Annotated in this window: 25 protein-coding genes and 2 pseudogenes; 13 read left to right on the top strand and 14 right to left on the bottom strand. The window is 60.1% G+C overall.

Annotated features, from left to right (window positions below):
• Positions 1-79: 79 nt before the first annotated feature.
• Complete coding sequence (gene cysK / locus ACYP2A_RS24895; protein ID WP_459748588.1) at positions 80-1054, bottom strand: cysteine synthase A; 975 nt, start codon at positions 1052-1054, stop codon at positions 80-82.
• A 131-nt stretch (positions 1055-1185) separates the two neighbouring features.
• On the opposite strand from cysK, the gene ACYP2A_RS24890 reads away from it, so the two are divergent.
• From ACYP2A_RS24890 to ACYP2A_RS24875, 4 genes are all read left to right on the top strand, one after another.
• A complete protein-coding gene (locus ACYP2A_RS24890; RefSeq protein WP_459748587.1) occupies positions 1186-2250 on the top strand; it encodes a DUF748 domain-containing protein in 1065 nt (354 codons plus the stop codon).
• A 61-nt stretch (positions 2251-2311) separates the two neighbouring features.
• Entirely contained in the window at positions 2312-3157 is an 846-nt protein-coding gene (locus ACYP2A_RS24885) for an AAA family ATPase (protein WP_459748586.1), read from the top strand.
• Between the two features lie 33 nt (positions 3158-3190).
• On the top strand, positions 3191-4369 hold the full coding sequence (locus ACYP2A_RS24880) for a vWA domain-containing protein (RefSeq protein ID WP_459748585.1): 1179 nt from the start codon (positions 3191-3193) through the stop codon (positions 4367-4369).
• A 166-nt stretch (positions 4370-4535) separates the two neighbouring features.
• Positions 4536-5234, top strand: a complete 699-nt coding sequence (locus ACYP2A_RS24875; RefSeq protein WP_459748754.1) for a WbqC family protein — start codon at positions 4536-4538, stop codon at positions 5232-5234.
• Between the two features lie 8 nt (positions 5235-5242).
• Here the strand turns inward: ACYP2A_RS24875 and ACYP2A_RS24870 are convergent, their stop codons facing one another.
• Genes ACYP2A_RS24870 through ACYP2A_RS24860 form a run of 3 tightly spaced genes read right to left on the bottom strand, consistent with a single transcriptional unit; the run spans position 5243 to position 7162 of the window.
• A complete protein-coding gene (locus ACYP2A_RS24870) occupies positions 5243-5767 on the bottom strand; it encodes a DUF2937 family protein (protein WP_459748584.1) in 525 nt (174 codons plus the stop codon).
• Positions 5768-5797: 30 nt separating this feature from the next.
• A complete protein-coding gene (locus ACYP2A_RS24865; RefSeq protein WP_459748583.1) occupies positions 5798-6601 on the bottom strand; it encodes a class II glutamine amidotransferase in 804 nt (267 codons plus the stop codon).
• A gap of 60 nt (positions 6602-6661) precedes the next feature.
• Positions 6662-7162 carry an MFS transporter gene (locus ACYP2A_RS24860; RefSeq protein ID WP_459748582.1) on the bottom strand — a complete coding sequence of 167 codons (501 nt, stop codon included), beginning with the start codon at positions 7160-7162 and terminating at the stop codon, positions 6662-6664.
• Between the two features lie 141 nt (positions 7163-7303).
• Between ACYP2A_RS24860 and ACYP2A_RS24855 the strand changes: the two genes are divergently transcribed.
• The 7 genes from ACYP2A_RS24855 to ACYP2A_RS24825 all read left to right on the top strand — a co-directional run bounded on the left by ACYP2A_RS24855 (position 7304) and on the right by ACYP2A_RS24825 (position 14010).
• A complete protein-coding gene (locus tag ACYP2A_RS24855; protein WP_459748581.1) occupies positions 7304-9352 on the top strand; it encodes a S9 family peptidase in 2049 nt (682 codons plus the stop codon).
• A gap of 78 nt (positions 9353-9430) precedes the next feature.
• Entirely contained in the window at positions 9431-9907 is a 477-nt protein-coding gene (locus ACYP2A_RS24850; protein ID WP_459748580.1) for a Crp/Fnr family transcriptional regulator, read from the top strand.
• A gap of 57 nt (positions 9908-9964) precedes the next feature.
• Positions 9965-10330: a YajD family HNH nuclease gene (locus ACYP2A_RS24845; RefSeq protein WP_459748579.1), complete on the top strand. Its 366-nt coding sequence runs from the start codon at positions 9965-9967 to the stop codon at positions 10328-10330.
• A gap of 110 nt (positions 10331-10440) precedes the next feature.
• Positions 10441-12147 carry a copper resistance system multicopper oxidase gene (locus ACYP2A_RS24840; protein WP_459748578.1) on the top strand — a complete coding sequence of 569 codons (1707 nt, stop codon included), beginning with the start codon at positions 10441-10443 and terminating at the stop codon, positions 12145-12147.
• Between the two features lie 11 nt (positions 12148-12158).
• Positions 12159-13031 carry a copper resistance protein B gene (locus ACYP2A_RS24835; RefSeq protein ID WP_459748577.1) on the top strand — a complete coding sequence of 291 codons (873 nt, stop codon included), beginning with the start codon at positions 12159-12161 and terminating at the stop codon, positions 13029-13031.
• Between the two features lie 42 nt (positions 13032-13073).
• Complete coding sequence (locus tag ACYP2A_RS24830) at positions 13074-13574, top strand: RNA methyltransferase (RefSeq protein ID WP_459748576.1); 501 nt, start codon at positions 13074-13076, stop codon at positions 13572-13574.
• A 76-nt stretch (positions 13575-13650) separates the two neighbouring features.
• The gene (locus tag ACYP2A_RS24825) at positions 13651-14010 is read left to right on the top strand and encodes a YgaP family membrane protein (protein WP_459748575.1); all 360 of its coding nucleotides are present in this window, start codon (positions 13651-13653) and stop codon (positions 14008-14010) included.
• A gap of 15 nt (positions 14011-14025) precedes the next feature.
• Here ACYP2A_RS24825 and ACYP2A_RS24820 read toward each other — a convergent pair whose 3' ends face one another.
• Positions 14026-14475 carry a YcgN family cysteine cluster protein gene (locus ACYP2A_RS24820; protein ID WP_459748574.1) on the bottom strand — a complete coding sequence of 150 codons (450 nt, stop codon included), beginning with the start codon at positions 14473-14475 and terminating at the stop codon, positions 14026-14028.
• 210 nt (positions 14476-14685) lie between these two features.
• Between ACYP2A_RS24820 and ACYP2A_RS24815 the strand changes: the two genes are divergently transcribed.
• Positions 14686-15279, top strand: coding sequence for a nitroreductase family protein (locus tag ACYP2A_RS24815; protein ID WP_459748573.1), 594 nt, complete (start codon positions 14686-14688; stop codon positions 15277-15279).
• A gap of 17 nt (positions 15280-15296) precedes the next feature.
• Here ACYP2A_RS24815 and ACYP2A_RS24810 read toward each other — a convergent pair whose 3' ends face one another.
• From ACYP2A_RS24810 to ACYP2A_RS24795, 4 genes are all read right to left on the bottom strand, one after another.
• Positions 15297-16229: a D-2-hydroxyacid dehydrogenase gene (locus tag ACYP2A_RS24810; RefSeq protein WP_459748572.1), complete on the bottom strand. Its 933-nt coding sequence runs from the start codon at positions 16227-16229 to the stop codon at positions 15297-15299.
• An 80-nt stretch (positions 16230-16309) separates the two neighbouring features.
• The gene (locus ACYP2A_RS24805) at positions 16310-16603 is read right to left on the bottom strand and encodes a YcgL domain-containing protein (RefSeq protein WP_459748571.1); all 294 of its coding nucleotides are present in this window, start codon (positions 16601-16603) and stop codon (positions 16310-16312) included.
• Entirely contained in the window at positions 16600-17733 is a 1134-nt protein-coding gene (gene rnd / locus ACYP2A_RS24800) for a ribonuclease D (RefSeq protein ID WP_459748570.1), read from the bottom strand. The genes ACYP2A_RS24805 and rnd overlap by 4 nt, the downstream gene beginning before the upstream one ends.
• 132 nt (positions 17734-17865) lie before the next feature.
• Complete coding sequence (locus tag ACYP2A_RS24795; protein ID WP_459748569.1) at positions 17866-19557, bottom strand: NAD-dependent malic enzyme; 1692 nt, start codon at positions 19555-19557, stop codon at positions 17866-17868.
• A 407-nt stretch (positions 19558-19964) separates the two neighbouring features.
• Between ACYP2A_RS24795 and ACYP2A_RS24790 the strand changes: the two genes are divergently transcribed.
• The gene (locus ACYP2A_RS24790) at positions 19965-20225 is read left to right on the top strand and encodes a hypothetical protein (protein WP_459748568.1); all 261 of its coding nucleotides are present in this window, start codon (positions 19965-19967) and stop codon (positions 20223-20225) included.
• 162 nt (positions 20226-20387) lie between these two features.
• Here the strand turns inward: ACYP2A_RS24790 and gvpU are convergent, their stop codons facing one another.
• The 5 genes and pseudogenes from gvpU to ACYP2A_RS24765 form a co-directional block, all read right to left on the bottom strand.
• On the bottom strand, positions 20388-20852 hold the full coding sequence (gvpU, locus tag ACYP2A_RS24785) for a gas vesicle accessory protein GvpU (protein WP_459748567.1): 465 nt from the start codon (positions 20850-20852) through the stop codon (positions 20388-20390).
• A 164-nt stretch (positions 20853-21016) separates the two neighbouring features.
• Positions 21017-21469: pseudogene (locus ACYP2A_RS24780) on the bottom strand (methyl-accepting chemotaxis protein); the annotation flags it as partial.
• 105 nt (positions 21470-21574) lie between these two features.
• Positions 21575-22345, bottom strand: a pseudogene (locus ACYP2A_RS24775) (PAS domain-containing protein); the annotation flags it as partial.
• Between the two features lie 63 nt (positions 22346-22408).
• A complete protein-coding gene (locus tag ACYP2A_RS24770) occupies positions 22409-22873 on the bottom strand; it encodes a hypothetical protein (RefSeq protein WP_459748566.1) in 465 nt (154 codons plus the stop codon).
• A gap of 103 nt (positions 22874-22976) precedes the next feature.
• Complete coding sequence (locus ACYP2A_RS24765) at positions 22977-24014, bottom strand: GGDEF domain-containing protein (RefSeq protein ID WP_459748565.1); 1038 nt, start codon at positions 24012-24014, stop codon at positions 22977-22979.
• Between the last annotated feature and the right edge of the window lie 32 nt (positions 24015-24046).

Below are 24046 nucleotides of genomic sequence, written 5' to 3'. Positions count from 1 at the left end.
GCGGAAAGCGGCAGGCAGCGCTTGTCATTAGCCGGCCATCATAAACCTTCACTTGGCCGACAAGAAATCTACTTCACTGTCAGGGTTGTAACTGCTCGTCGGTAAACAGATCGCTGAACAACATGCTCGACAGATAACGCTCGCCCGAGTCCGGCAGAATCACCACCAGCGTCTTGCCCTGCATTTCAGGTTTTTCGGCCAGACGCACAGCGGCGGCCATGGCGGCGCCACACGAGATGCCGCACAGAATGCCCTCTTCCTGCATCAGGCGCAGGGCCATGGCCTTGGCGGCATCTTCACTGACTGACTCGACGCGGTCGATCAGCGACAGGTCGAGGTTTTTCGGGATGAAGCCTGCGCCAATGCCCTGGATCTTGTGCGGCGCGGGCGTGATCGCTTCACCGGCCAGGGCCTGAGCGATGATCGGCGAAGATTCAGGCTCGACGGCCACCGACAGGATCGGCTTGCCCTGGGTGTTTTTGATGTAGCGCGAAATACCGGTGATCGTGCCGCCGGTGCCGACGCCGGCAACCAGTACATCGATGGCACCGTCGGTGTCGTTCCAGATTTCCGGACCGGTGGTTTTTTCGTGAATGGCCGGGTTGGCCGGGTTCTCGAACTGCGCCGGCATGAAGTACTGCTCGGGGTTGGCGGCCAGCAGCTCTTCAGCCTTGGCGATGGCGCCTTTCATGCCCTTGGCGGGCTCGGTCAGTACCAGTTCGGCGCCGAGGGCCTTGAGCACCTTGCGCCGCTCCAGGCTCATCGAGGCCGGCATGGTCAGTACCAGTTTGTAACCGCGCGCGGCGGCCACGAAGGCCAGACCGATACCGGTGTTGCCCGAGGTCGGCTCGACGATGGTCATGCCAGGCTTGAGCCGGCCGCTGCCTTCGGCGTCCCAGATCATGTTCGCACCGATCCGGCATTTGACCGAGTAGCCAGGGTTGCGCCCTTCGATCTTGGCCAGAATGGTGACGCCGCGCGGCGCTATCCGGTTGATCTGCACCAGCGGCGTGTTACCGATGGAGTGGGCGTTATCTGCATAGATCCGGCTCATGACGGTGTCCTTGTGGCAAAGGCATGGAGAAAGACCCAACAGCCTATTCCCCCGACCGTTTTGCGTCCAGTCGCAGCGAACCGATGCCGCTACAGGCAGTCAATCGCTTATCCCGCCTTGAGGCTTGCACCATGAAACGTCGCTACCGCTGGCCACTGTCGACCCTGGCCGGCCTCGCTGCCCTGTTGCTGGTCCTGCACGTGACCCTGCCTTATGTGGTGCGTGACTACCTGAATGACAAACTGGCCGATATGGGCGACTACCGCGGGCGCATTGCGGACGTCGACCTCGCCTGGTGGCGCGGCGCCTACCGGATCAAGGCGCTGGAGATCATCAAGGTCGACGGCAAGGTGCCGGTGCCGTTCGTCAAGGCACCGGTCATCGACATCGCGGTGAGCTGGCATTCGCTGTGGTATGACCACGCCGTGGTGGCCGAGGCGGTGTTTACCGAGCCGCAGCTCAACTTTGTCGACGGTGGCCAGGACCGCACGGCTTCGCAGACCGGTAAAGGCACCGACTGGCGCGCACAGCTCGATAAAGTGCTGCCCTTTACCCTCAACGAAGCGCGGATCGACAACGGCCAGATCACCTTCAACAATTTCACCACCACGCCCAAGGTGCGCATCCAGGCCGACCGGGTCAACGCCAGCCTGTATAACCTCACCAATATCGTCGATGTCGAAGGCAACCGCGATGCGCGTTTCGAAGGCAAGGCGCGGCTGCTCGACAGCGCGGACCTGGAAACCACTGCCACCTTCGACCCGTTTCGCAATTTTCAGGACTTCGACTTCCGCCTGCGCGCCAAGGGCATCGAGTTGCGCCGCCTGAACGACTTCGCTTCTGCCTACGGCAAGTTCGACTTCAATGCCGGCCACGGCGACCTGGTCATCGAAGCCCAGGCCAACGACGGTAAACTGTCCGGCTATATCAAGCCGTTGTTGCGCGATGTCGAGGTGTTCAACTGGCAGCAGGACGTCGAAAACCGCGACAAAGGACTGTTTCGCTCGGTCTGGGAAGCGTTGGTGGGCGCCAGCGAAACGGTGCTGAAGAATCAGCCGAAAAACCAGTTCGCGACCCGGGTTGAACTGAGCGGCAGCGTCGACCAGAAAAACATCAGCGGTTTGCAGGCGTTCTGGGGGATTTTGCGCAATGCCTTTGTACAGGCCTTCAATGCGCGCTATGAAGGAACGGATTGAGGTCGCGCATCAGCGAATGCCCATACGCTATAGTCCGTTGCACATTTTTTGAGGATTGACGATGAAGTTCGAAGGCACTCCCGTTTACGTCGCCACCGACGATCTCAAGCTGGCGGTCAACGCTGCGGTCACGCTGGAACGGCCATTGCTGGTCAAAGGCGAACCGGGTACCGGCAAGACCTTGCTGGCCGAGCAACTGGCGCAGGCCTTCGGCGCGCGACTGATTACCTGGCACATCAAGTCCACCACCAAGGCCCAGCAGGGCCTGTACGAGTACGATGCGGTCAGCCGCCTGCGCGACTCGCAACTGGGCGTGGACAAGGTCCACGATGTGCGCAACTACCTGAAGAAAGGCAAGCTCTGGGAAGCCTTCGAGTCGCCGGAGCGGGTCATTCTGCTGATCGATGAAATCGACAAGGCCGATATCGAGTTCCCCAACGACCTGTTGCAGGAACTCGACCGCATGGAGTTCTACGTCTACGAGACCGATGAAACCATCAAGGCCCGGCACCGCCCGATCATCATCATTACCTCCAATAACGAAAAAGAGCTGCCCGATGCCTTCCTGCGCCGCTGCTTCTTTCATTACATCGCCTTCCCCGACCGCGAAACGTTGCAGAAGATCGTCGATGTGCATTTCCCCAACATCAAGCAGAGCCTGGTCAGCGAGGCGCTGGATGTGTTCTTCGATGTGCGCAAGGTGCCAGGCCTGAAGAAAAAGCCCTCGACCTCGGAACTGGTCGACTGGCTCAAGCTATTGATGGCCGACGATATCGGCGAACAGGTGCTGCGCGAGCGCAACCCGACCAAGGCCATTCCGCCGCTGGCCGGTGCCCTGGTCAAGAACGAGCAGGATGTGCAGTTGCTTGAACGCCTGGCCTTCATGAGCCGGCGCGGTAGCCGCTGAGCTTGTTCACTGCGATAGGAAAGGCCGACAGCCATGCTACTCAACCTGTTCAATGAAATGCGTGCAGCCAAAGTGCCGGTGTCGCTGCGCGAATTGCTCGACCTGATCGAAGCGCTGCAAAAGCGCGTGATCTTTGCCGACATCGACGAGTTCTACTTTCTTGCCCGTACCATTCTGGTCAAGGACGAACGCCACTTCGACAAGTTCGACCGCGCCTTCGGGAGCTACTTCAACGGTTTGCAGAACCTTGACGAGGCCTTGCAGGCATTGATTCCCGAGGACTGGCTGCGCAAGGAGTTCGAGCGCTCGCTGACTGAAGAAGAGCGTGCGCAGATTCAGACGCTGGGCGGCCTGGACAAACTGCTCGAAGCGTTCAAGCAACGCCTTGAAGAGCAGAAAGAACGTCATGCCGGCGGCAATAAATGGATCGGCACCGGCGGCACCAGCCCGTTCGGCTCGGGTGGCTACCACCCCGAAGGCATTCGCGTCGGTGATGCCGGCAAGCGCCAGGGCAAGGCGGTCAAGGTCTGGGACCAGCGCGAGTACAAGAACCTCGACGACCAGGTGGAACTGGGCACGCGCAACCTCAAGATTGCCCTGCGCCGGCTGCGCAAGTTTGCCCGTCAGGGCGCCGCCGAAGAACTGGACCTCGACAGCACCATCGAGCACACCGCCCGCGATGCCGGCCTGCTCAATATCCAGATGCGCCCGGAGAAGCGCAACGCCGTCAAACTGCTGTTGCTGTTCGACATCGGCGGTTCGATGGACGCGCATGTGAAGGTCTGCGAAGAACTGTTTTCAGCGTGCAAGACCGAGTTCAAGCACCTTGAGTACTACTACTTCCACAACTTCATCTACGAAACGCTGTGGCAGGACAACCAGCGCCGCAGCGCGCAACGCATCGCGACCCAGGATGTGCTGAACACCTACGGCGCCGACTACAAGGTGATTTTTGTCGGCGACGCCGCCATGGCGCCTTACGAGATCAGCCAGCCGGGCGGCAGCGTCGAACACTGGAACGAAGAAGCCGGTTACCTGTGGATGCAGCGTTTCATGGCCAAATTCAAGAAGATCATCTGGATCAATCCCTACCCGAAAAGCGCCTGGGACTACACCACCTCAACCTATATCGTGCGTGATCTGGTGGAGCAACACATGTACCCGCTGACCCTTGAAGGGCTGGAGGAAGGGATTCGCTACCTGGCCAAATAGCACGCCGACCAACGGTCGCAGCTACATTGGCCACTACGGCTAACCTCACACAGCAGACAGGCACTCTGCCCGTCTGCTCTCTCTGGTAGTTCCCAAAAAATCTCGATCCGGCGATTCCATTGCCGCTACGGGTGCGCACGTGCAAACGACTCCTGCCCTTGGCATCATGCAGCCCTACTTTTTCCCCTACCTAGGCTACTTCCAGCTGATTGCCTCGGTCGAGCAAGGCATTCTGTTCGATGTCGTCGACTACCAGCGAAAAAGCTGGATGAATCGCAACCGCATGCTCGACGCCAAGGGCGGTTGGCAGTACATCAATGTGCCGGTAAGCCTGGTTGCAGGGCCGCTGATCGAGCATGCCCGGGTTCTGGACGCACCGGCAGCACTGCGGCGAATCGAAGGTCAGCTTGAGCACTATCGAGGCAAGGCACCGTTTTTCAAAGAAACACTACGAGTGCTGCAACATGCCTTTGCGCTTTGCCAGAGCGACCGCCTCACTGAACTGAATGCACGCAGCCTGCAGAGCGTGTGCGACTACCTGGGCATGGATTTTACCTGGAAGGTCTGCTCAGCCCTGCAACTGCCCTTGCCGCCCATTGAACACGCCGGGCAATGGGCGCTGGAAATCAGCAGCCTGCAACGCGCCCAACGCTACATCAATGCGCCAGGCGGGCGGGGAATATTCAAAAATGAAGAGTGGCTGGAGAGAGGCATCGAACTGCGCTTTCTGGACCTGACGCCGCTGAGCTACGACACCGGGCCCTACCCTTTCATCGAAAACCTGTCGATCCTCGATGTGCTGATGTGGAACCCGCCACACGAGGTCATGACGTTCATTCACGAACAGACCCGTGTGGTCCCTTAGGGCCGGTCCTAGCGCCAGCTGGCACGCAGTGGCGGTTTGCGCCGCCCGCCGTTGAGCACCCAGCCGATCAGCAGGAACAGGCTTTCGACCAGCAAGGTCAGGATGAACGCGCTGAAGATGCCCCAACCGATCACTGCAGGCGCCAGCAGCACCTGCCAGGTATAACCATTGAGGGTTTCGCTGCGGATATCCGGGTCGGCGGCGGTGGCCACGTGCCAGGCCTTGCTCAGCCAGGAACCTTGCAGGCCCAGCCATTGGCGTTCCAGCACCTGGGTGCGGGTCTGCAGGGTTTCGATGTTGCTGGCGTCGCTGCGAAACACCGGGTCCTGACTATTGCGGTAGTGCTGGATCAGCGCCTGGATATCACCATTGAAGAACTGCTGCGCGGTCGCCTTGAAGCCCTTCATGGCCTGTTGCGCCTCAATCAGGTGCGCCTCGACACGCTTGCTGTAATCGCTGATCAGGCCGGGCGCCTGAACGCCGAACAGCAGGCCGGTAGTGAACAGCACCAGTCGCAGGTAACTTCGCAGCATTGATATCCCTCTTGTTGGTTTTTTTGGGTGTCAGTTTTTCAAGGGTTGAGGAGACAGATCTTCGGTGGTGCCGTGTGCGATGCATTCGCCCTTGCGCCACAGGCCCCATTGACCGGGCTCGTAGCGCTTCCAGACTTCGTTTTCGGTCAGCGCTTCGGTGGTGATCACCGTCACCACGTCGTGAGGGGTGGTTTCAGCCTGGAAGTCGACGATCACATCGACATCCTTCAGGCGCGCAGGACCAAACGGCGCACGGCGGGTGATGTGCACCAGCTTGGTCGAGCAAAAACAGAACAGCCAGTCGCCATCGCTGAGCATGCCGTTGAACACGCCCTTGCTACGGTATTCGCTGCACGCTTCAACCAGCGTGGGCAGCAATTGCTCGACCTCGACAGGCTCTGGAAAAGCCTCGCGTACCCTATTGAGCAGGTCGCAGAACGCCGCTTCGCTGTCGGTATCGCCCACTGGCCGGTAGAAACGGGTCGAGGGCGTGAAGCCCGCCAACTGACCGTTATGCGCAAAGCACCAGTTACGGCCCCATAGCTCGCGCACGAACGGGTGGGTGTTGGACAGGCAGACCTTGCCGACATTGGCCTGGCGAATATGGCCGATCACCACTTCGCTCTTGATCGGGTAGCGCTGCACCAGTTGCGCCACTTGCGATTCGCAACTGGCCGCCGGGTCCTGAAACAGGCGCAGGCCGCGCCCTTCATAGAAAGCAATGCCCCAGCCATCACGGTGCGGGCCGGTGCGGCCACCGCGCTGCATCAGGCCGGTGAAGCTGAAAACGATATCGGTCGGGACATTGGCACTCATGCCCAAGAGTTCACACATGCTCAGGTTCTCGCTTCAATACATTGCCGGCGCAACAGGCGCATCCCACGAAGCGAATGACTACAAACGCGGCTCGACACGGCCGCGACCGGTGCCGGGCACCCCAGCCGGTGCCGGACGACGCGCGTAGCGGTCGTCGGAAGTGAACGGCTGGTCGTCTTCGTCGGCCTCGGCGGCCTCTTTGGCGGCGGATTGCTGGCGAGCCTGCTCGTGCGCCTGACGTGCCTTGCGTTTGTTTTCGATCGGCCAGCGCACCAGCACGAACAGCGCATAAACAATAAACGCGCACGAACCGTACACGCTCAGGTCCAACAAGGCGGTCCAGACATTGCTGCCGACCTTGAACAACAGGTCCAGGGCGGTAATGGCCAATGCCGGCGCGTAGAGTTCCTTGGCCGGATCGACGATGGTCGGGGTGAACAACAGCACGGCGACCAGCACCCGCAGCGGCTCCTTGAGGTAGCGCCACATCCAGCCAGTCATCAAAAAGGTCACCAACAGGCAGCCCAATGCAGCGACGGCATACAGGCCCCAGGCGATCAGATAGTCATGTTCAGTCATGTCGTGCGTGGTAAGCCGGCCAAAGAGGCGCTTATCATAACGGCTTTTCACTGACCCGGCGCATCCGGCATGTATCAATGCCAGCAATGCCTGTCTGTCCACAGGTCAGTCACCCATGTTTCGATCTTCGAGAGAACGCTCATGCCTTTATCGTCTGCCCCCATCAGCGCCCCCGTTGCCCGCAAGGACGACGGCGCCGATCCCTATGCCTGGCTGCAAGCACGCGACGAGGCCGAGGTGCTCGATTACCTGAAGGCCGAAAACGCGTATCAAGAACAGCAACTGGGCGATCAGCAGGCACTGCGCGAAACACTGTTCCAGGAAATCAAGGCACGCATCCTGGAGACCGACCTGTCGTTGCCCTCGCCATGGGGGCCGTACCTGTATTACACCCGCACCACCGCTGGCGACGAGTACCCCCGCCATTACCGCTGCCCGCGCCCCGCCAACGGCTCGCACGAGGCCGACGAAAACCAGGAGCAGTTGCTGCTCGACCCCAATGAACTGGCAGGCGGCGGCTTTCTGTCGCTGGGCGCGTTCAGCATCAGCCCCGACCACCGCCGCCTGGCCTACAGCCTCGACACCTCGGGCGAAGAGGTCTATGAACTGTTCGTCAAAGACCTGGACAGCGGGCAGATCCATAGCCTGCCGTTCGAGGACTGCGACGGCAGCATGACCTGGGCCAACGACAGCCAGACGCTGTTTTTTGCCGAACTGGACGAAACCCATCGCCCCTACAAGCTGTACCGCCACGTTCTGGGCGAAAGGACGGCCCACGAGGTGTTCTGCGAAGCGGACGGGCGGTTTTTCCTCAGTTGTTTACGCAGCAGCTCCGAACGCCAGTTGATTCTGCAACTGGGCAGCAAGACCACCAGCGAAGTCTGGGTGCTCGACGCCGAACAGCCGCAGCAAGCATTCACCTGCCTGGCGCCGCGCGTCGAGGGCCATGAATACGATGTCGATCATGCCCTGCTCGACGGCGTGTGGAGCTGGTTTATCCGCAGCAACCAGGCCGGCATCAACTTTGCGCTGTATCACGCGCCGGAAAGCCCGTTGCCGAGCCGCGACCAGTGGCAGCCGCTGGTACCGCACAGCGACACGGTGATGCTCGACGGCGTGACCTTCAATGCCCGTGCCATCACCCTGAGCCTGCGTGAAGGTGGCTTGCCGGTCATCGAAGTTCGCCCGCAAGGCTTGCCGGCCTATCGCGTGCAACTGCCCGACGCGGCCTACAGCCTGTATGTGCAAGACAGCCTGGAGTTCGACAGCGACCGCATTCGCCTGCGCTATCAGTCGTTGAACCGCCCGCCGCAAGTGCGCCAGTTGTTGCTCGACAGTGGCGAGCAAAGCGTACTCAAGCAAACCCCGGTGCTGGGTGAGTTCGATGCCGACGCCTATGTCAGTCAGCGCCTGTGGGCGACTGCTGCCGATGGCACGCAGGTGCCGATCAGCCTGGTGGTGCGCCGCGACCGGCTGGGCCAGCCCGCGCCGCTGTATCTGTATGGCTACGGTGCCTATGGCGCCAGCCTCGACCCATGGTTTTCGCATGCGCGGCTGAGCCTGCTCGACCGTGGTGTGGCCTTTGCCATTGCCCACGTGCGCGGCGGCGGTGAACTGGGCGAAGCCTGGTACCGCGCCGGCAAACAGGAGCACAAGCAAAATACCTTCGACGACTTCATCGCCTGCGCCGAACACCTGATTGCCCAGGGCATCACCCGTGCCGAACAACTGGTCATCAGCGGCGGCAGCGCCGGCGGGCTGTTGATCGGCGCAGTGCTCAACCAGCGCCCGGAGCTGTTCAAGGCAGCGATTGCCGAAGTGCCGTTCGTCGATGTACTGAACACCATGCTCGACCCGGAGTTGCCGCTGACCGTCACCGAATACGACGAGTGGGGCAACCCGCAGGAGCCGGAGGTCCATGCGCGGCTCAAGGGCTATGCGCCGTATGAAAACGTTCGCGCCCAGGCTTATCCGGCTACGCTGGTGATCGCAGGCTACAACGACAGTCGGGTACAGTATTGGGAAGCCGCCAAATGGGTTGCCCGGTTGCGTGCGAGCAAGACAGATGACAATCTGCTACTACTCAAAACCGAACTGGATGCCGGGCACGGCGGCATGAGCGGGCGGTACCAGGGATTGCGCGATGTAGCGCTGGAATACGGGTTTGTGTTCAAGGTGCTGGACCTGTAAACCGTTTCGCGGCCGGGCGGGAATCTGCGGCGGCCGCGACTGACTTCAACCTTAGAACTTCAACAACAAGACCGAACCATGCCTGCACACGCTCCCCAACTGAACAAGGCCATCCGCGACATGCTGCTCGACTGCGGCATGTTCAATATGTTGCCGCCGGCCGATCTGCTGAGCATTTCCGGCTATTTCAGCATCACCGAATTCGAGCAGGACCAGCCCATTTTCAACGAGGGCGATGCCGGCACGTTCATGTGCATCGTCCATCAGGGCAGCGTGGTGGTGCGCAAGCTCAACCCCGACGGCAAGGCCGTGGACATCGCCACGTTACGCCGTGGCCGCACCCTGGGTGAAATGGCTGTACTGGACGGCGAACGCCGCTCGGCCAGTTGCATTGCCGCCAGTCACTGCCAGTTGTTGACCCTGGGCCGCGACTCGCTGGACAAGATGTGCGAAGAATCACCGAAGATTGCCGCGAAAATCATTCGCGCCCTGGCGATTTCGCTATCCAAGCGCTTGCGCATGGTCGATGGGCAGCTACTCGCGCAGCAGGTGTGAAATACCCCGCCAGGCACTAAACTACCGGCATTCGTACCCCGTGATACAGGTCAAAAAATGAGCACGCCTACCAACACCTCCAAGCTGGACCGCATCCTTGCCGACGCCCAGCGCGACCGCGAGATGGGCTATCGCGACAAGGCTTTACGCATGTACCCGCACGTGTGCGGCCGCTGCGCCCGGGAATTCGCCGGCAAGCGCCTGAGCGAACTGACCGTTCACCACCGTGACCACAACCATGACAATAACCCGCAGGACGGCTCCAACTGGGAGCTTTTGTGCCTGTATTGCCATGACAACGAGCATTCGCGCTACACCGACCAGCAGTATTTCGGCGATGGCTCGCTGAGCACGCCAAAAATCGCCAAGGCCACGCACAACCCGTTTGCGGCGCTGGCGGGGTTGATGAAGAAAGACGACTGAATGCGTATTGTCCGGCCGTTACGGCGGCCAACCTGACGCAAATGTAATCACTCGCCGCTCTCCCTTGTGGCATCTTCGCGTCCGATCACTGGGCACAGGACATCGGCGCGATGCATTGCAAAACCTCAAGACGTACCTTCGTTCAAGGCCTGGCCGCCGGCGGCTTGCTCGGCAGCCTGGGCCTGTGGCCCACGCCATTGCGGGCCAGCGACGATACCGGCCATGCCATAGAACTGAGCGGCACGGACTTCGAGCTGTTCATCGGCGAAACACCGGTGAATATCACCGGCAAGCCACGCACGGCCTTGACCATCAATAACGGCCTGCCCGGCCCCTTGTTGCGCTGGCGCGAAGGCGACACCGTCACCTTGCGCGTGCGCAACCGCCTCAAGGAAGCGACCTCCATTCATTGGCACGGCATTGTGCTGCCGGCCAACATGGACGGCGTGCCGGGCCTGAGTTTCGACGGCATCGCCCCCGATGGCCTGTACGAATACCGCTTCAAGGTCCGTCAGAACGGCACGTACTGGTATCACAGCCATTCCGGGCTGCAGGAACAGGCCGGTGTCTATGGGCCGCTGATCATCGACGCCAAAGAGCCTGAGCCGTTCACGTACCAGCGCGAGCATGTGGTAATGCTCACCGACTGGACCGACGAACAGCCCGCCACCCTGCTGAAAAAGCTCAAACAGCAAGGCGACTACTACAACCGCAACAAGCGCACCTTGGGCGACTTCATCGACGATGTCGGCCGCGACGGCTGGGGCAAGACGGTGGCCGATCGCACGATGTGGGCGCAGATGCGCATGAACCCCACCGACATTGCCGACGTGGGTGGCGCGACCTACACCTACCTGATGAACGGCCAGGCCCCGGACAAGAACTGGACCGGGCTGTTCAAGCCAGGCGAGAGGGTTCGCTTGCGCTTGATCAATGGCTCGGCCATGACCTATTTCGATGTGCGCATTCCCGGCCTGAAGATGACGGTGGTCGCCGCCGATGGCCTGCATGTCGAGCCTGTGACGGTGGACGAGCTGCGCATTGCCGTGGCAGAAACCTATGACGTGATCGTCGAACCCAGCGAGCCGGTCTACACCCTGTTCGCCCAGGCCATGGACCGCAGCGGCTTTGCCCGTGGCACCCTGAGCAGCCGCGCAGGCCTGATTGCGCCGGTGCCGGCGCTGGACCCAAGGCCGCTGCTGAGCATGAGCGACATGAGCATGGATCACGCCGGTATGGCGGGCATGGATCACAGCAACATGGCGGGTATGGACCACGGCGCCAGCGCATCCAGCCAGTCCCATCCGGCCAGCGAACACAACAATCCGCTGGTGGATATGCAAACCACCCAACCCACCGCCAGGCTGGACGATCCCGGCATTGGCCTGCGTAACAACGGGCGGCGGGTGCTGACCTATGCCGACCTGCGCAGTACGTTCGCCGACCCGGATGGCCGCACACCGGGTCGCACCATCGAGTTGCACCTCACCGGTCATATGGAAAAATTCGCCTGGTCGTTCAACGGCGTGAAATTCTCCGACGCCGAGCCGTTGCTGCTGACTTACGGCGAGCGGGTCAGAATCGTGCTGGTCAACGACACGATGATGACCCACCCGATTCACTTGCACGGCATGTGGAGCGACCTTGAAGACGAACACGGGCAGTTCAGGGTGCGCAAACACACCATCGACATGCCGCCCGGCTCACGCCGCAGTTACCGGGTGACCGCCGACGCACTGGGCCGCTGGGCCTACCACTGCCACCTGCTGTACCACATGGAAACGGGCATGTTCCGTGAAGTGCGGGTGCAAGAATGAGCCTTTTTGCCATGATCAGAACGCTGCCCCTGCCCGGCTCGCTTGCCTGCCTGCTACTGATGTCCACGCACAGCCTGGCGGCGGGCATGGATCATTCCGCGCACGATATGAGCGGCCATGACATGAGCGGCCACGCCGGGCATAGCATGCCCGCCGCACCGACCGAGACACTGACGGGCAAGACACCCTCGCCCGTGCCACCGCTGACCGATGCCGACCGCGCAGCAGTGTACACACACCCCGACGGCCATCAGATGCACGACAACGCACTCAACGGCCAACTGCTGATCGACCAGCTCGAATGGCAGGATGCCGATGACGGCAGTGCCCTGGCCTGGAACGTCAATGGCTGGATCGGCGGCGATATCGACCGCCTGTGGCTGCGCTCCGAAGGCGAGCGCAGCCAGGGCCGCACCGAACACGCCGAGGTGCAGGCGTTATGGGGCCACGCGATTTCGCCCTGGTGGGACGTGCTCGGCGGGGTGCGTCAGGACTTCAAACCCGGTTCGCCACAGACCTGGGCAGCCTTTGGTATCAAGGGTATGCCGCTGTCGGGCCTGGAAACCGAAGCCATGGCGTTTATCGGCGAAGCCGGGCAAAGCGCCCTGCGCCTGGAAAGCGAATACGACCTGCTGCTCACCCAGAACCTGATTCTGCAGCCCAGGGCCGAGGTAAACCTGTACGGCAAAAATGACCCGCAACGCGGCATGGGCGCGGGTCTGGCCGACAGCGAACTGGGTTTACGGCTGCGCTACGAGATCGTTCCGGAATTTGCGCCGTATGTGGGCGTAAGCTGGAACCGCAGCTACGGCAAGACCGCCGACTACAGCGAAGAGGATGCCAGCCAGACCCGCCTGGTGCTGGGCGTGCGTTTGTGGTTCTGAATCTGCCGTATACTTGCCGGCTTTTATTCAGAGCACTCCCCCGTGGCCAACAAACGCTACGCCTGTATCGGTCTGTACAACCCCAAATCGCCGGAGAACGTCGGCTCGGTCATGCGCGCCGCCGGCTGTTATGGCGTGGCGTCGGTGTTCTACACCGGCAAGCGCTTTGAACGCGCCCGGGACTTTGTCACCGACACCAAGAAGATTCATCAGGACATCCCGCTGATCGGCATCGACGACCTCAAGAAAATCCTGCCACTGGGCTGCATTCCGGTGGCCGTGGAACTGGTCGATGGTGCTCGCGCGCTGCCCGAATACACCCATCCCGATCGCGCCTTGTATATCTTCGGCCCTGAAGATGGCTCTCTGGATCAGGACATTCGCGACTGGTGCGAAGACGTGGTGTACATCCCCACCGAGGGCTGCATGAACCTGGCCGCCACGGTCAACGTGGTGCTTTACGACCGCATGGCCAAAGGCAATAACACCCGTTCAGGGCCGGGCTTTGGCCGCGACAAGAACGGACCTTCCGGCAGCCATTGAGCCACGCCGAGGGAACAGTTGACCCACGCGGCAGTCAGTTGTGATTCAACCCCGATACGATGATGGAGAGCTACTCATGAGCGATACCCCGATCATTGAACGCATCGACCGCGCTTTGCCGCCACAACGTCCCGAGCAGAATGTACAGGGCTGGGAGCGCATCACCTCGCTGGCAGGCGGCGCGGCACTGGTGGGTAAAGGGCTGCGCCGTGGCGGCCTGTTCGGCCTGGTGCAACTGGCCATTGGCGGTGCGGTACTGGCACGCGGCATCAGCGGTCACTGCTCGGCAAAGAGCTTGCTCGAAAAGGGCCGCAGCGACCTGCACAGCGCCCGCAACGATATCGAGCGGGCAGGCGCCCAGCTGCATCACCTGAAGAAAAAAGCTGAAGAGGCTGTACCGAAAATCATCGAGTCCGAACCCAAGCCTCTGGTCTGACTCAGCCGAGGTCGCTCAGCCGGCGCGAAAGATCAGGTAATCCTCCCAGTCGTCCTCGGGCACATTGCTTTCGCTGAGCATGCGCCCGGACTGGGAGATACGCTTGCGGTGCACTGCCTGGCGGTCGCCGCACACCAGATGGTGCCACTCAGGCAAATCCTTGCCCTCGCTGATCAGCCGGTAGCCGCAGGTCGGTGGCAACCATTTGAATTCATCGGCCTGGCCCGGCGTGAGCTGAATACAGTCAGGCACCGCCTCGCGCCGCCGCGGATAATCCGAGCACTGGCAGGTGTTGAGGTCGAGCAACTTGCAGGCGATACGCGTGTAATACACGCTGTTGTCGTCCTCGTCCTCAAGCTTTTGCAGGCAACACAGGCCACACCCGTCGCACAGCGACTCCCACTCCTGCGAACTCAGTTGTTCGAGGGTCTTGCTGATCCAGAAAGGTTGGGCGATGGCGGTCATGGTTCGCAGAAAGCTGTCAGGTTTTGAAAGGCCGCCAGTCTAGTGCCATGGCGGCTGTGGGCCAAGCATTCACGACTGCCGGTCAACAGGCTTGTCAACGAGAAAGCGAAACAGTAGCTTTAACAGGCTTTGTTACACATCGCTGTCGATGCTTGCCGACTACGGCCCATCCTGCCCTTCCCTTCTTTTTATCGCTACGACAGGACCGCCATGAGCACTAATTCTCGCGTTACCGACTTTGCCATTGACCCGCAGTTCATCGCACGCTGGTCGCCACGCGCCTTCGCCGACGACACTATTGCCGAAGAAACCCTGCTGAGCTTTATCGAAGCCGCCCGCTGGGCGCCATCGGCCTATAACTCTCAGCCATGGCGTTTTCTCTACGCCCGTCGTGGCACGCCGAACTGGGAACGTTACCTGGGCCTGCTCAACGAGTTCAACCGTGGCTGGGCGCAGCACGCCTCGGCATTGGTGGTGATCGTTTCCAAGACCACCTTTACTGCACCGGGCGCCAGCGAAGAAACCCCGGCCTTGTGGCACACCTTCGACACCGGCTCTGCCTGGGGCCTGTTTGCCCTGCAAGCCAGCCTCAGCGGCTGGCACACCCATGGCATGGCCGGCTTCGATCAGGACCTGACCCGCAAGGAACTGAAAATCCCTGACGAGTACGCCATTCATACCGTGATCGCGGTCGGCAAGGTCGGTGACAAATCGTCGTTGCCGGAATACCTGCAAGGCCGCGAAACGCCAAGCCCGCGCCGTCCGGTGAGCGAGCTGGCGACTGAAGGTGATTTCAGCCTGTAACACGCTGCGCGGGTCGATCAATACCCGCGCACGAAATCCACTTCACCCCGTAAGGGCTGGCCGGCCTGGAATGCACGAAGGTTTTCGACGAACAGGTCGGTCATGGCTGGCGGTGACGTGGGTGCCGAGCTATGCCCGGTCAGCAGCAGGCCGTAGGCGGTCCAGAATGGATGGCGATGCGGCAGCGGTTCCTGACGGCAAACGTCGATGACCGCCCCTGCCAGGTGCCCCTCCTTGAGCGCCTCGACCAGATCGGCATCGACCACCGCGACACCGCGCCCGACGTTGATGAACAACGATGTCGGCTTGAAGCGTGCAAACAGCCTGGCATCGAACAGATCATGGGTCTGTGGCGTGTTGGGCAACAGGTTGATGACGTAGTCCATATTCCCCAGCACATCGCCCATCTCTGCCAGAGCAACGACCTGGGCAAACGGTTCCTGGCTGCGCGCCGTCGAGGCCACACCATGCACCTCAATGCCGAAAGGCAATAAGAACCGCGCCACAGTCTGACCAATATCGCCGGCACCCACGATCAGCGCCTTGCGCCCAGCCAGGCTTTGTCCGGTGCGGTTGTCCCATTTGCGCTCGACCTGGCTCATCAGCCGCGCCAGCACTTCACGCTCGTGCCCGAGCATATACGTCAGTACGAATTCGGCCATCACCTGACCAAAGATGCCCACGGCCCGGGTCAGGCGGTAATCCTTGGGCAGGCGCTCGCTCAAGAGCGGCGTAATGCCCGCCCAGGTCGATTGCATCCATTGCGGTTTGTTGCCCTGGCGCAGCAGGCTGGCCAACAGATCGGGCTGACCCAGCCAGACCTGCGCGTCACTGGCCATTTCAGCCAGGCAGGCCGAATCACCGCTGCTCAGGACTTCGATATCGGGCGCGGCCTGACGCAGCAACCGGGTGTAGAGAGCGTAATCATGTTCAGCGATCAGAACGCGCATACAAGACAACCTTGAAAATTCAGACAGGCAAAGATCGATGTAACCGGTCGATGGCGGCGCAAAACCCTCGACCGGCCCGGCTACATCGGATCGTTACGACGCAGCAGTTCTTCGGGCAAATGCTCGATGTATTCGTCTTCAGGCGGTGGCAGCTGCAAGTGATAGCCCTGGGTATCGAGGTTTTCCAGCACTTTAGCGATGTCTTCCCGGGCCAGGGTGCGTTCCGGACTCAGCACCAGATCAAAGGCGTGTTGCGGCTTGCCGAACAACCCGAGCAGCGCATCGGGGACGCGGGTCAGTACGTCGCTCTTGAGCACATAAAGGTACATCTGGCTCTTCTTCGGGCTGCGATAGATGGAGCAAATACGTTTCAAGACTGTTCTCCGGCAGTGGCCAGGCTGTCGAGCAGCGCCTGACCCATCCGTTCGCGGCGCCATCCACGCAACGACTCGGGCAATTGATAAGGCCCTTGAGGAAAACCGCTCTTGAGCAGCAATTCCAGGGTTTTCTTGCGCAGCATCAGCTCAGGTGCAATATCGAGGCGCTCGGCATATTGCTGGCCGATGGCGCGCAGCGACTTGAGTACGCCAGCCGCTTCGATCGGCAACGGATCGGGCAGTGCAGCAGGCCACTGGTCGGCCGGAATGTTCGCCGCCTCCTGGATCAACTCCAGCAGAAATTCGCCGTCCTGACGTACCGTACGCGGGTGCATGTCTTCGATGCGTGACAGCGCCGAGAGGTTATCCGGTTGCGTCTTGGCCAAGGGCCATAACGAGTGCTCGCGCAGAATCCGGTTGCGCGGCTGATTGCGCAGGCGCGCCTGCTGTTCGCGCCAGGCGCACAGCTCACGCAATACCGCCAGTTGCTGACGGGACAGCTTCCAGGCCAGTTTGGCGTCGCGGTACACCTCGTAAGGGTCGGTTTCGCGACGCAGGTTGGCTACCAGTTCAGCACCGTCCTCCAGCACCCAGGCGTATTTGTCTTGCGACAGACGCGGTTGCAGCAGGGTGAACAGTTCGGCCAGGTGCACGGCGTCTTCGGCGGCGTAGCTGATCTGGGTCTCGGACAACGGGCGTTGCAACCAGTCTGAACGGGTTTCGCCCTTGGGCAGCTCGATGCCCAGCACCTCCTGCACCAGACGCGAATAGCCCATCGAAAAGCCGATGTTCAGGTAAGCGGCTGCCAGTTGCGTGTCGAACAACGGCAACGGCAGGCTACCGGTCAGGCGCAACAGCACTTCGAGGTCTTCGCTGCAAGCGTGCAGCACTTTGATGACATCAGGGCTTTCGAGCAGCGCCGCCAGCGGGCGCCAGTCATCGATCGACAATGGGTCGATCAGCCAGGCAATCTTGCCGTCACTGATCTGCAGCAGACCGGCAATCGGGTAGAAGGTGTCGACCCGCATGAATTCGGTGTCGAGCGCGATGAATGGCAGCGACTGCCATTGCGTGCATTGGCGGGCGAGGCTGTCGTCGTCGCGAATCCAGTGAATATCGATGGCCACACGGCTCTCCCTCGGATAGTGGCGCGCAGTATATATCGCCACGGAAGGTATAGCGCATCGGCTCTGCAAGTCTTTGCCTGACTGGCATCGCAGCAGGGCCGCAGCGCTTGGCAGCTGCGGCCCTGCCGCCGGTCAGTTGGCGCTGCGACGGTAGTTGCGGTATTCGGGCACCCAGAAGTTGCGCTCGATGGCAGCCAGCAACACCTCTTCAGAGGTCTCCAGCGCCAGCCCTTCAACCTGGGCTTCCTTGGCCACGGCCAGGGCAATCTTGCGGCTGACCTGCTGAATGTCCTTGAGCGGCGGCAACACCGCATCGCCCTCACCGGTGACGATCGGCGAGCATTCGGCCAGGGCATTGGAGGCGGCCATGAGCATGCGATCGCTGATGCGCGATGCCTTGCAGGCGATCACACCCAGGCCAATGCCGGGGAAGATGTACGAGTTGTTGCACTGCGCGATGTGCACGGTGCGGCCGTTGATGCTCACCGGCGCGAACGGGCTGCCGGTGGCGACCAGTGCCTGGCCGTCGGTCCAGCGCAGGATATCTTCCGGGGTGGCCTCGACCTTGGAGGTCGGGTTCGACAGCGGCATGACCAGCGGCTGCGGGCAATGCGCGTGCAGTTCGCGGATCACTTCTTCGCTGAACAGACCGCGCTGGCCCGAGACACCGATCAGCACGGTAGCACCGGCATGCTTGACCACATCGAGCAGCGAAGCATAGGCCTCACCTGCGCTGGCCCAGCCGGCCACATCGCCGGCTTGTTGCGCCAGACGTTGCTGGAAGTCCAGCAGGTTGTCCATGCCTTGGGTCAGCAGACCGAAGCGGTCGACCATGAAGATGCGCTGGCGCGCCTCGGCTTCACTCAGGCCTTCGACCTGCATGGCAGCAATGATGTGTTCGGCGATACCGCAACCGGCGGAACCGGCGCCCAGGAACACCACTTTCTGCTGGCCAAGGGTCTGTTGCTTGGCCTTGCACGCGGCCAGCAATGTGCCCACGGCCACCGAGGCGGTGCCCTGAATGTCATCGTTGAAGCAGCACAACTCGTCGCGGTATTTCTCCAGCAGCGGCATGGCATTGGCCTGGGCGAAGTCTTCGAACTGCAACAGCACGTCCGGCCAGCGGCGTTGAACGGCTTCGATGAACAGCGCAATGAAGTCTTCGTATTCCTTGCCAGTCACGCGCTCGTGGCGCCAGCCCATGTACATCGGGTCGTCGAGCAATTCACGGTTGTTGGTGCCGACGTCGAGCACGATAGGCAGGGTATAGGCCGGGCTGATACCGCCACAGGCGGTGTACAGCGACAGTTTGCCGATCGGGATGCCCATGCCGCCGATGCCTTGGTCACCCAGGCCAAGGATGCGCTCGCTGTCGGTGACCACGATCACCCGGATGCGGTCCTTGGTGGCGCTGCGCAGGATATCTTCGATACGGTCGCGATCAGGGTATGAAATGAACAGGCCGCGATGGGTGCGGTAGATCTTGGAGAATTCCTGGCACGCCTGGCCGACGGTCGGGGTATAGATGATCGGCAGCATCTCTTCGAGATGCGAATCCAGCAGACGGAAGAACAGGGTCTCGTTGTTGTCCTGGATCGAACGCAGGTAGATGTGCTTGTCCAGATCGCTGGCGCACTGTCGGTACTGGTCGTACACCCGGGTGAGCTGTTCTTCGATGGTCTCGACGGTCTGCGGCAGCAGGCCGATCAGGTTGAAATCAATACGCTCTTGCGGCGTGAACGCGCTGCCCTTGTTAAGCAGGGGCGTTTCCAGCAGGGCAGGACCTGCGTAGGAAATGTATAAGGATCGCGTGGTGTTGGTCATTCTTCTTCGCCTTTTCGTCTCTCATTGATTCTGTGCAAGACCTTGGCGTGCAATCTGGCGTATTGCGTTATTTTTCTTCTTGCCAGCTCTCTCAGGCCATCTCGGAAAATTCGGTGGGCAAGGTCTATAGCCTCACTGCAGGGCGCACATATTACTCGCCATTGGCCAGCCTGCGACATATTGTCGCTAAAAAACGACGATTTTCAGCCAATTACACTGCCCGTCAGGCTGCACCGAATGTATTGCGATCTGACGACAGGCACGGATTTCAAGGGTCCTGAGACCGCAATCGTGCAATGAGTGGCAAGACACGATGGTTTGCAACAAGGCATTTCAGCCGTAAAGCGGCTGAACTTCCCTCTCAAGGTGGCCCCCTAAGACATTCAACTGCCTTGAAGGAGACCATCATGTCCAAAGCCCTCGCCCGTATCCTGATCGTAAGCTGCGCCCTGGGCCTTGCCGCCTGCGACTCCAAGTCCGAACAGAAAGCCCAGGACGCTCAAGCCCATAGGGAATCGGCGCAGATAAACATCGAAAAGGCCGAACAACAGAAAGCAGAAGCCGCCAAGGATCAGGCGGCCTCCAAAGAAGCAGCCGCTGAAGAAGCCAAGACATTCGTGCCGACGTCCGAGACGCCGCAGCATTTGCAGACGCCAGAAAAAAAATAACACCGCCTGCGAAACCATCACCTCAACTTCACGAACTTTTCACAGCGGCTCTTGCATTCTGAACCCGCTCCCAAGTGTGAATCCTTAAGCCCGCTCCCCCATCGCGGGCTTTTCTTTGTCCGGCGTTTGGCCCGGATGCAGGCCAGGCCAGACGCAGATTCATTATTTGGTGACGATCTGACCGACGCTGAAGCCATCCACCGCCGCGATACGGCCGCGCCACAGCACACCGGACTCACAGATCGGGCTCTGGTCGGTGGAATAGGTCTTGCTGTCTTTCAAGTGAATGAAGTGAAAATCAGAGGTGTCCTCTGCCAGATCGCCTGGCTTGAACGACAGAATGATTTCTTTCAGCGACTTCTCGGCACCGTTATCGTACTGCCCCAAAGGTGCAGCCAGATCCTGGGCCAGTTGATCGAAATAGTCGTCGTGGGAGATCAGCAGTCCCGACACCAGATTTCCGCCGATCGACAAGGTCACGCCCAGCTCGACCTTGGTGCTTACGACAAACTTGACCAGCCATTGCAACAGCCAGTCGATCTGCTTGCCTTCTGCCTTGAACTGCGCGATCAGCTCGTGATCGCTTGGCAACGACTGTGATTGTGCTGCTTGATCTACGTCGGACATCTGAAACTCCTCGCCATACACCTGAATGAACCCGGCGCTTCATGCGTGCCGGGCGACAGCAAAACCATGCAACGCTCAATGGGCAGTTTTCCCACCCTGGCGTGTGCACGTTCAGAAAGGATAGACGAGGCTGATGACATGCAAGCAAGTGTGTCAGGAGCGAATCACTCACCCGGCGCTGATTGCAGGTCGACCGTGACACGGCTTACCGCCTTCACAACCTCGCGAGCCCCCTCCTGAATATCAATGATTGCCGTGCCGGCCCGCTCGGCCAAAAGCAGCCCTTGCTCGGCCTGGTTACGACTGGCGCCGATATCCTCGACGGCCTTGTCTGCCAGCAGTTTGTTCTGTTGCACGATCTGCACGATTTCTCCGGTGGCCGTACTGGTTCTGCCTGCCAGTTGCCGCACCTCATCGGCTACCACGGCAAAACCGCGCCCCTGCTCACCGGCCCGGGCGGCCTCGATTGCGGCATTAAGGGCCAATAGGTTGGTCTGCGAAGCAATGGCACCGATTTTTTCGACCATGCTGCTGATCAACTGCGACTGTTTGCCGAGCGCTTGCATGCTGGTGGTAGCGGACTGCATCTGGCCGGCGATGCTTTTCATGGTCTGCACCGTTTGCTGAACCACTTCGGCGCCACTGGCAGCATTGATATCGGTCTGGCGAGAAATATCGTAGGCCACATGGGCGGCCTGCCGGATCTGTGCCTCGCGGCTGACGTCATCGGTCACCACACTGGCAAACTTGACCACCTTGTATAGCTGGCCCTCCGGGCTGTGCACCGGGTTGTACGTCGCTTCCAGCCACACGACCTGCCCACGGCTGTCGATACGACTGAAGCGGCCAGCCACATACTCACCACGATTGAGCCGCCCCCAGAACGCCTGGTATTGCGATGAGGTGGCCTGCTCAGGCGAGCAGAACAGCCGATGATGCCGGCCCTGGACCTGATCGTGCGTATAACCCATCGCCTGCAGGAACTGATCGTTGGCGCTGATGACGGTGCCGTCGAGGCGAAACTGAATGACCGCCGTGGACTTGACCAGTGCCTGCATCATTTGCGATTCGTCCCGAAGCCGCTCCATCAATTCACTGATGTCCGAACCATGGCCCTGCACATACAGCAGGCTGCCATTCTGCGCCTTGATCGCTGACCAATGCATGTTCAGCCAGGCGATCGAGCCGTCAGCCCGCTTGAAACGGTAACACTCCTGAATCGGCTCGAAGGCTCGCAGTGCCCTCATGAACGTCGTGCGAAGCGTTGAAGTGGCGGCAAAATCCTCGACAATGTCCGGCAAGGCACAATTGGCCAGCGAAGACCGCGAACGCCCCAGCACCTGCTCAAGCTTGTGATTGATCTGCTCGATCCTGAGGTCCGGGGCCAGCCTGATCGACAACAGGCCTGTCTCCAGTTGCGCCAGTAGCTGTTGCTGCACATCGCGCTCGGCATTGCACCTGACGAGCTCTTCTTTCAACTGACGACCGAACATATCCCCCCCTTGATGAAATTTTGTCGTTAATGCACCGCCTGATTGACGAGTACGGCACACCACTCAAGCCCGGAACTTTATAAGCCCCAGGGTCGTCAGCTGTTTGCTGGACCGATAAAGAATCGTTGCGCATAACGCCTCCATCTCGTTCAGCGAAATACTCAGTGTCTTCATGCGCGTCGAAACCGGACTGATATCGCCAACAATACTGCCGAGCAGCAAAAGCTGTTGCCTGACTTCATCAGCCAGCAGACCGGCCAGGCCAAGAATACGAAGAATTCCCTCCTCCACCACTGAAACCAGTCGACTCATTTCACTTTTTAGTTGCGACAAAGAAGGTTCGATCGCCAACACCCTGATGCCCACCTGCTCTTGACCGATCTGCTCCATTGCAACCAACAACGACTTGATGACATCAATCGCGCAGTCAACTTCATTGACCTTGATTAAAAAGCAGGAAATATTGTTACTCATACGCTGCACGCAAGATTCGAAATCATCCAGCGCCTCATGCAACTGATGGGTCATGGTCATTCCTTATTGCTTCATGAATAAAACATGTAAACAGTCGCAGGCCGCTGACGATCAATAGCCTGTCGAATCCTGAATAAAAATTCAAACAATGAAGTGATTAATATTTCAAAGCGTGGGTAACCCGCAGGCATTCATGATGCAAGCCATACTTGACATTGTCCTTGCCAGACTTCTTGGCCGCATACAGTTGGCGGTCGGCCTCTCTGAGCACTTCGGACATGTCACCCCCCGGCATGAACGCTACCAGCCCGGCACTGACGGTAAACCGGCAAGGCAAGCCGGTCATGTTGCGCACCGCCAGCAGAAGCTGCTGCGCATACTCCAGCGCCTGCGTTTCACTGGGTGTCTCAAGTATGACGCCGAACTCCTCGCCCCCCAGGCGTCCGTGACAATACCGATGATTGATAGACGCCATGCACCGGGCCAGGGCGCACAGCACCTGATCACCCACTTCATGCCCCCACTGGTCATTGACGCTCTTGAAGTTATCAATGTCGATCATCAGAAAAAAGCCGCCTTTGCCACTTGCTGCGACCTGCTCGAAGCGTTGCATCAGGGCACGGCGATTAAAGATACCGGTCAGAAAATCCGTTTCGGCCATGACCCGGTACTGACTCTCCAACACCAGCAGATCTCGCAGGGACGCCATGTAGGTATGGTTGTTGACCCACCCCAACGCTACTGAAAAAAAGCCGAAGAGCAGCATGTAGTGAGCCGCCCCGGGCAGATCGACCTCGATAAACGGCCACACCACCAACCAACTGATCATCGCCGTCAAAATGTAATCGGTCGTGTTTCGAACCAGGAGCGAAGCACCCAGTACGGTGATGACGGCAAACGGCAGGGAAAAGGCCTGATACAATGCATCGAACTGCATAAACAGAAACTTGAAACTGCCCGCAAACGTGAGAATGAACACCAGCCCCGACAGTCGCCAGACCCGATCGGAGCGGCTGAAGGTCTGCACACAGAAAACGATCAGCATCGCCATGAATGAAATCAGGGCGGTCTTGTGCGGTACATGAGCCTGCGTAAAGGCATGCACGGTTACCCAGCTGGCAATGGCCAGTAATTCGGCGCGCACGACGCCTTTCTTCAATAAACTGCGGATGCGATGATCCATGGATAACTTCATACCGGCTCCTGGTGGGTGTGAGACGCCTCCTT

The organism is Pseudomonas sp. 3A(2025) (genome assembly GCF_054589175.1).
Note: the sequence above shows the minus strand (reverse complement) of the source record. Positions and strands in the feature narration are given on the sequence as shown.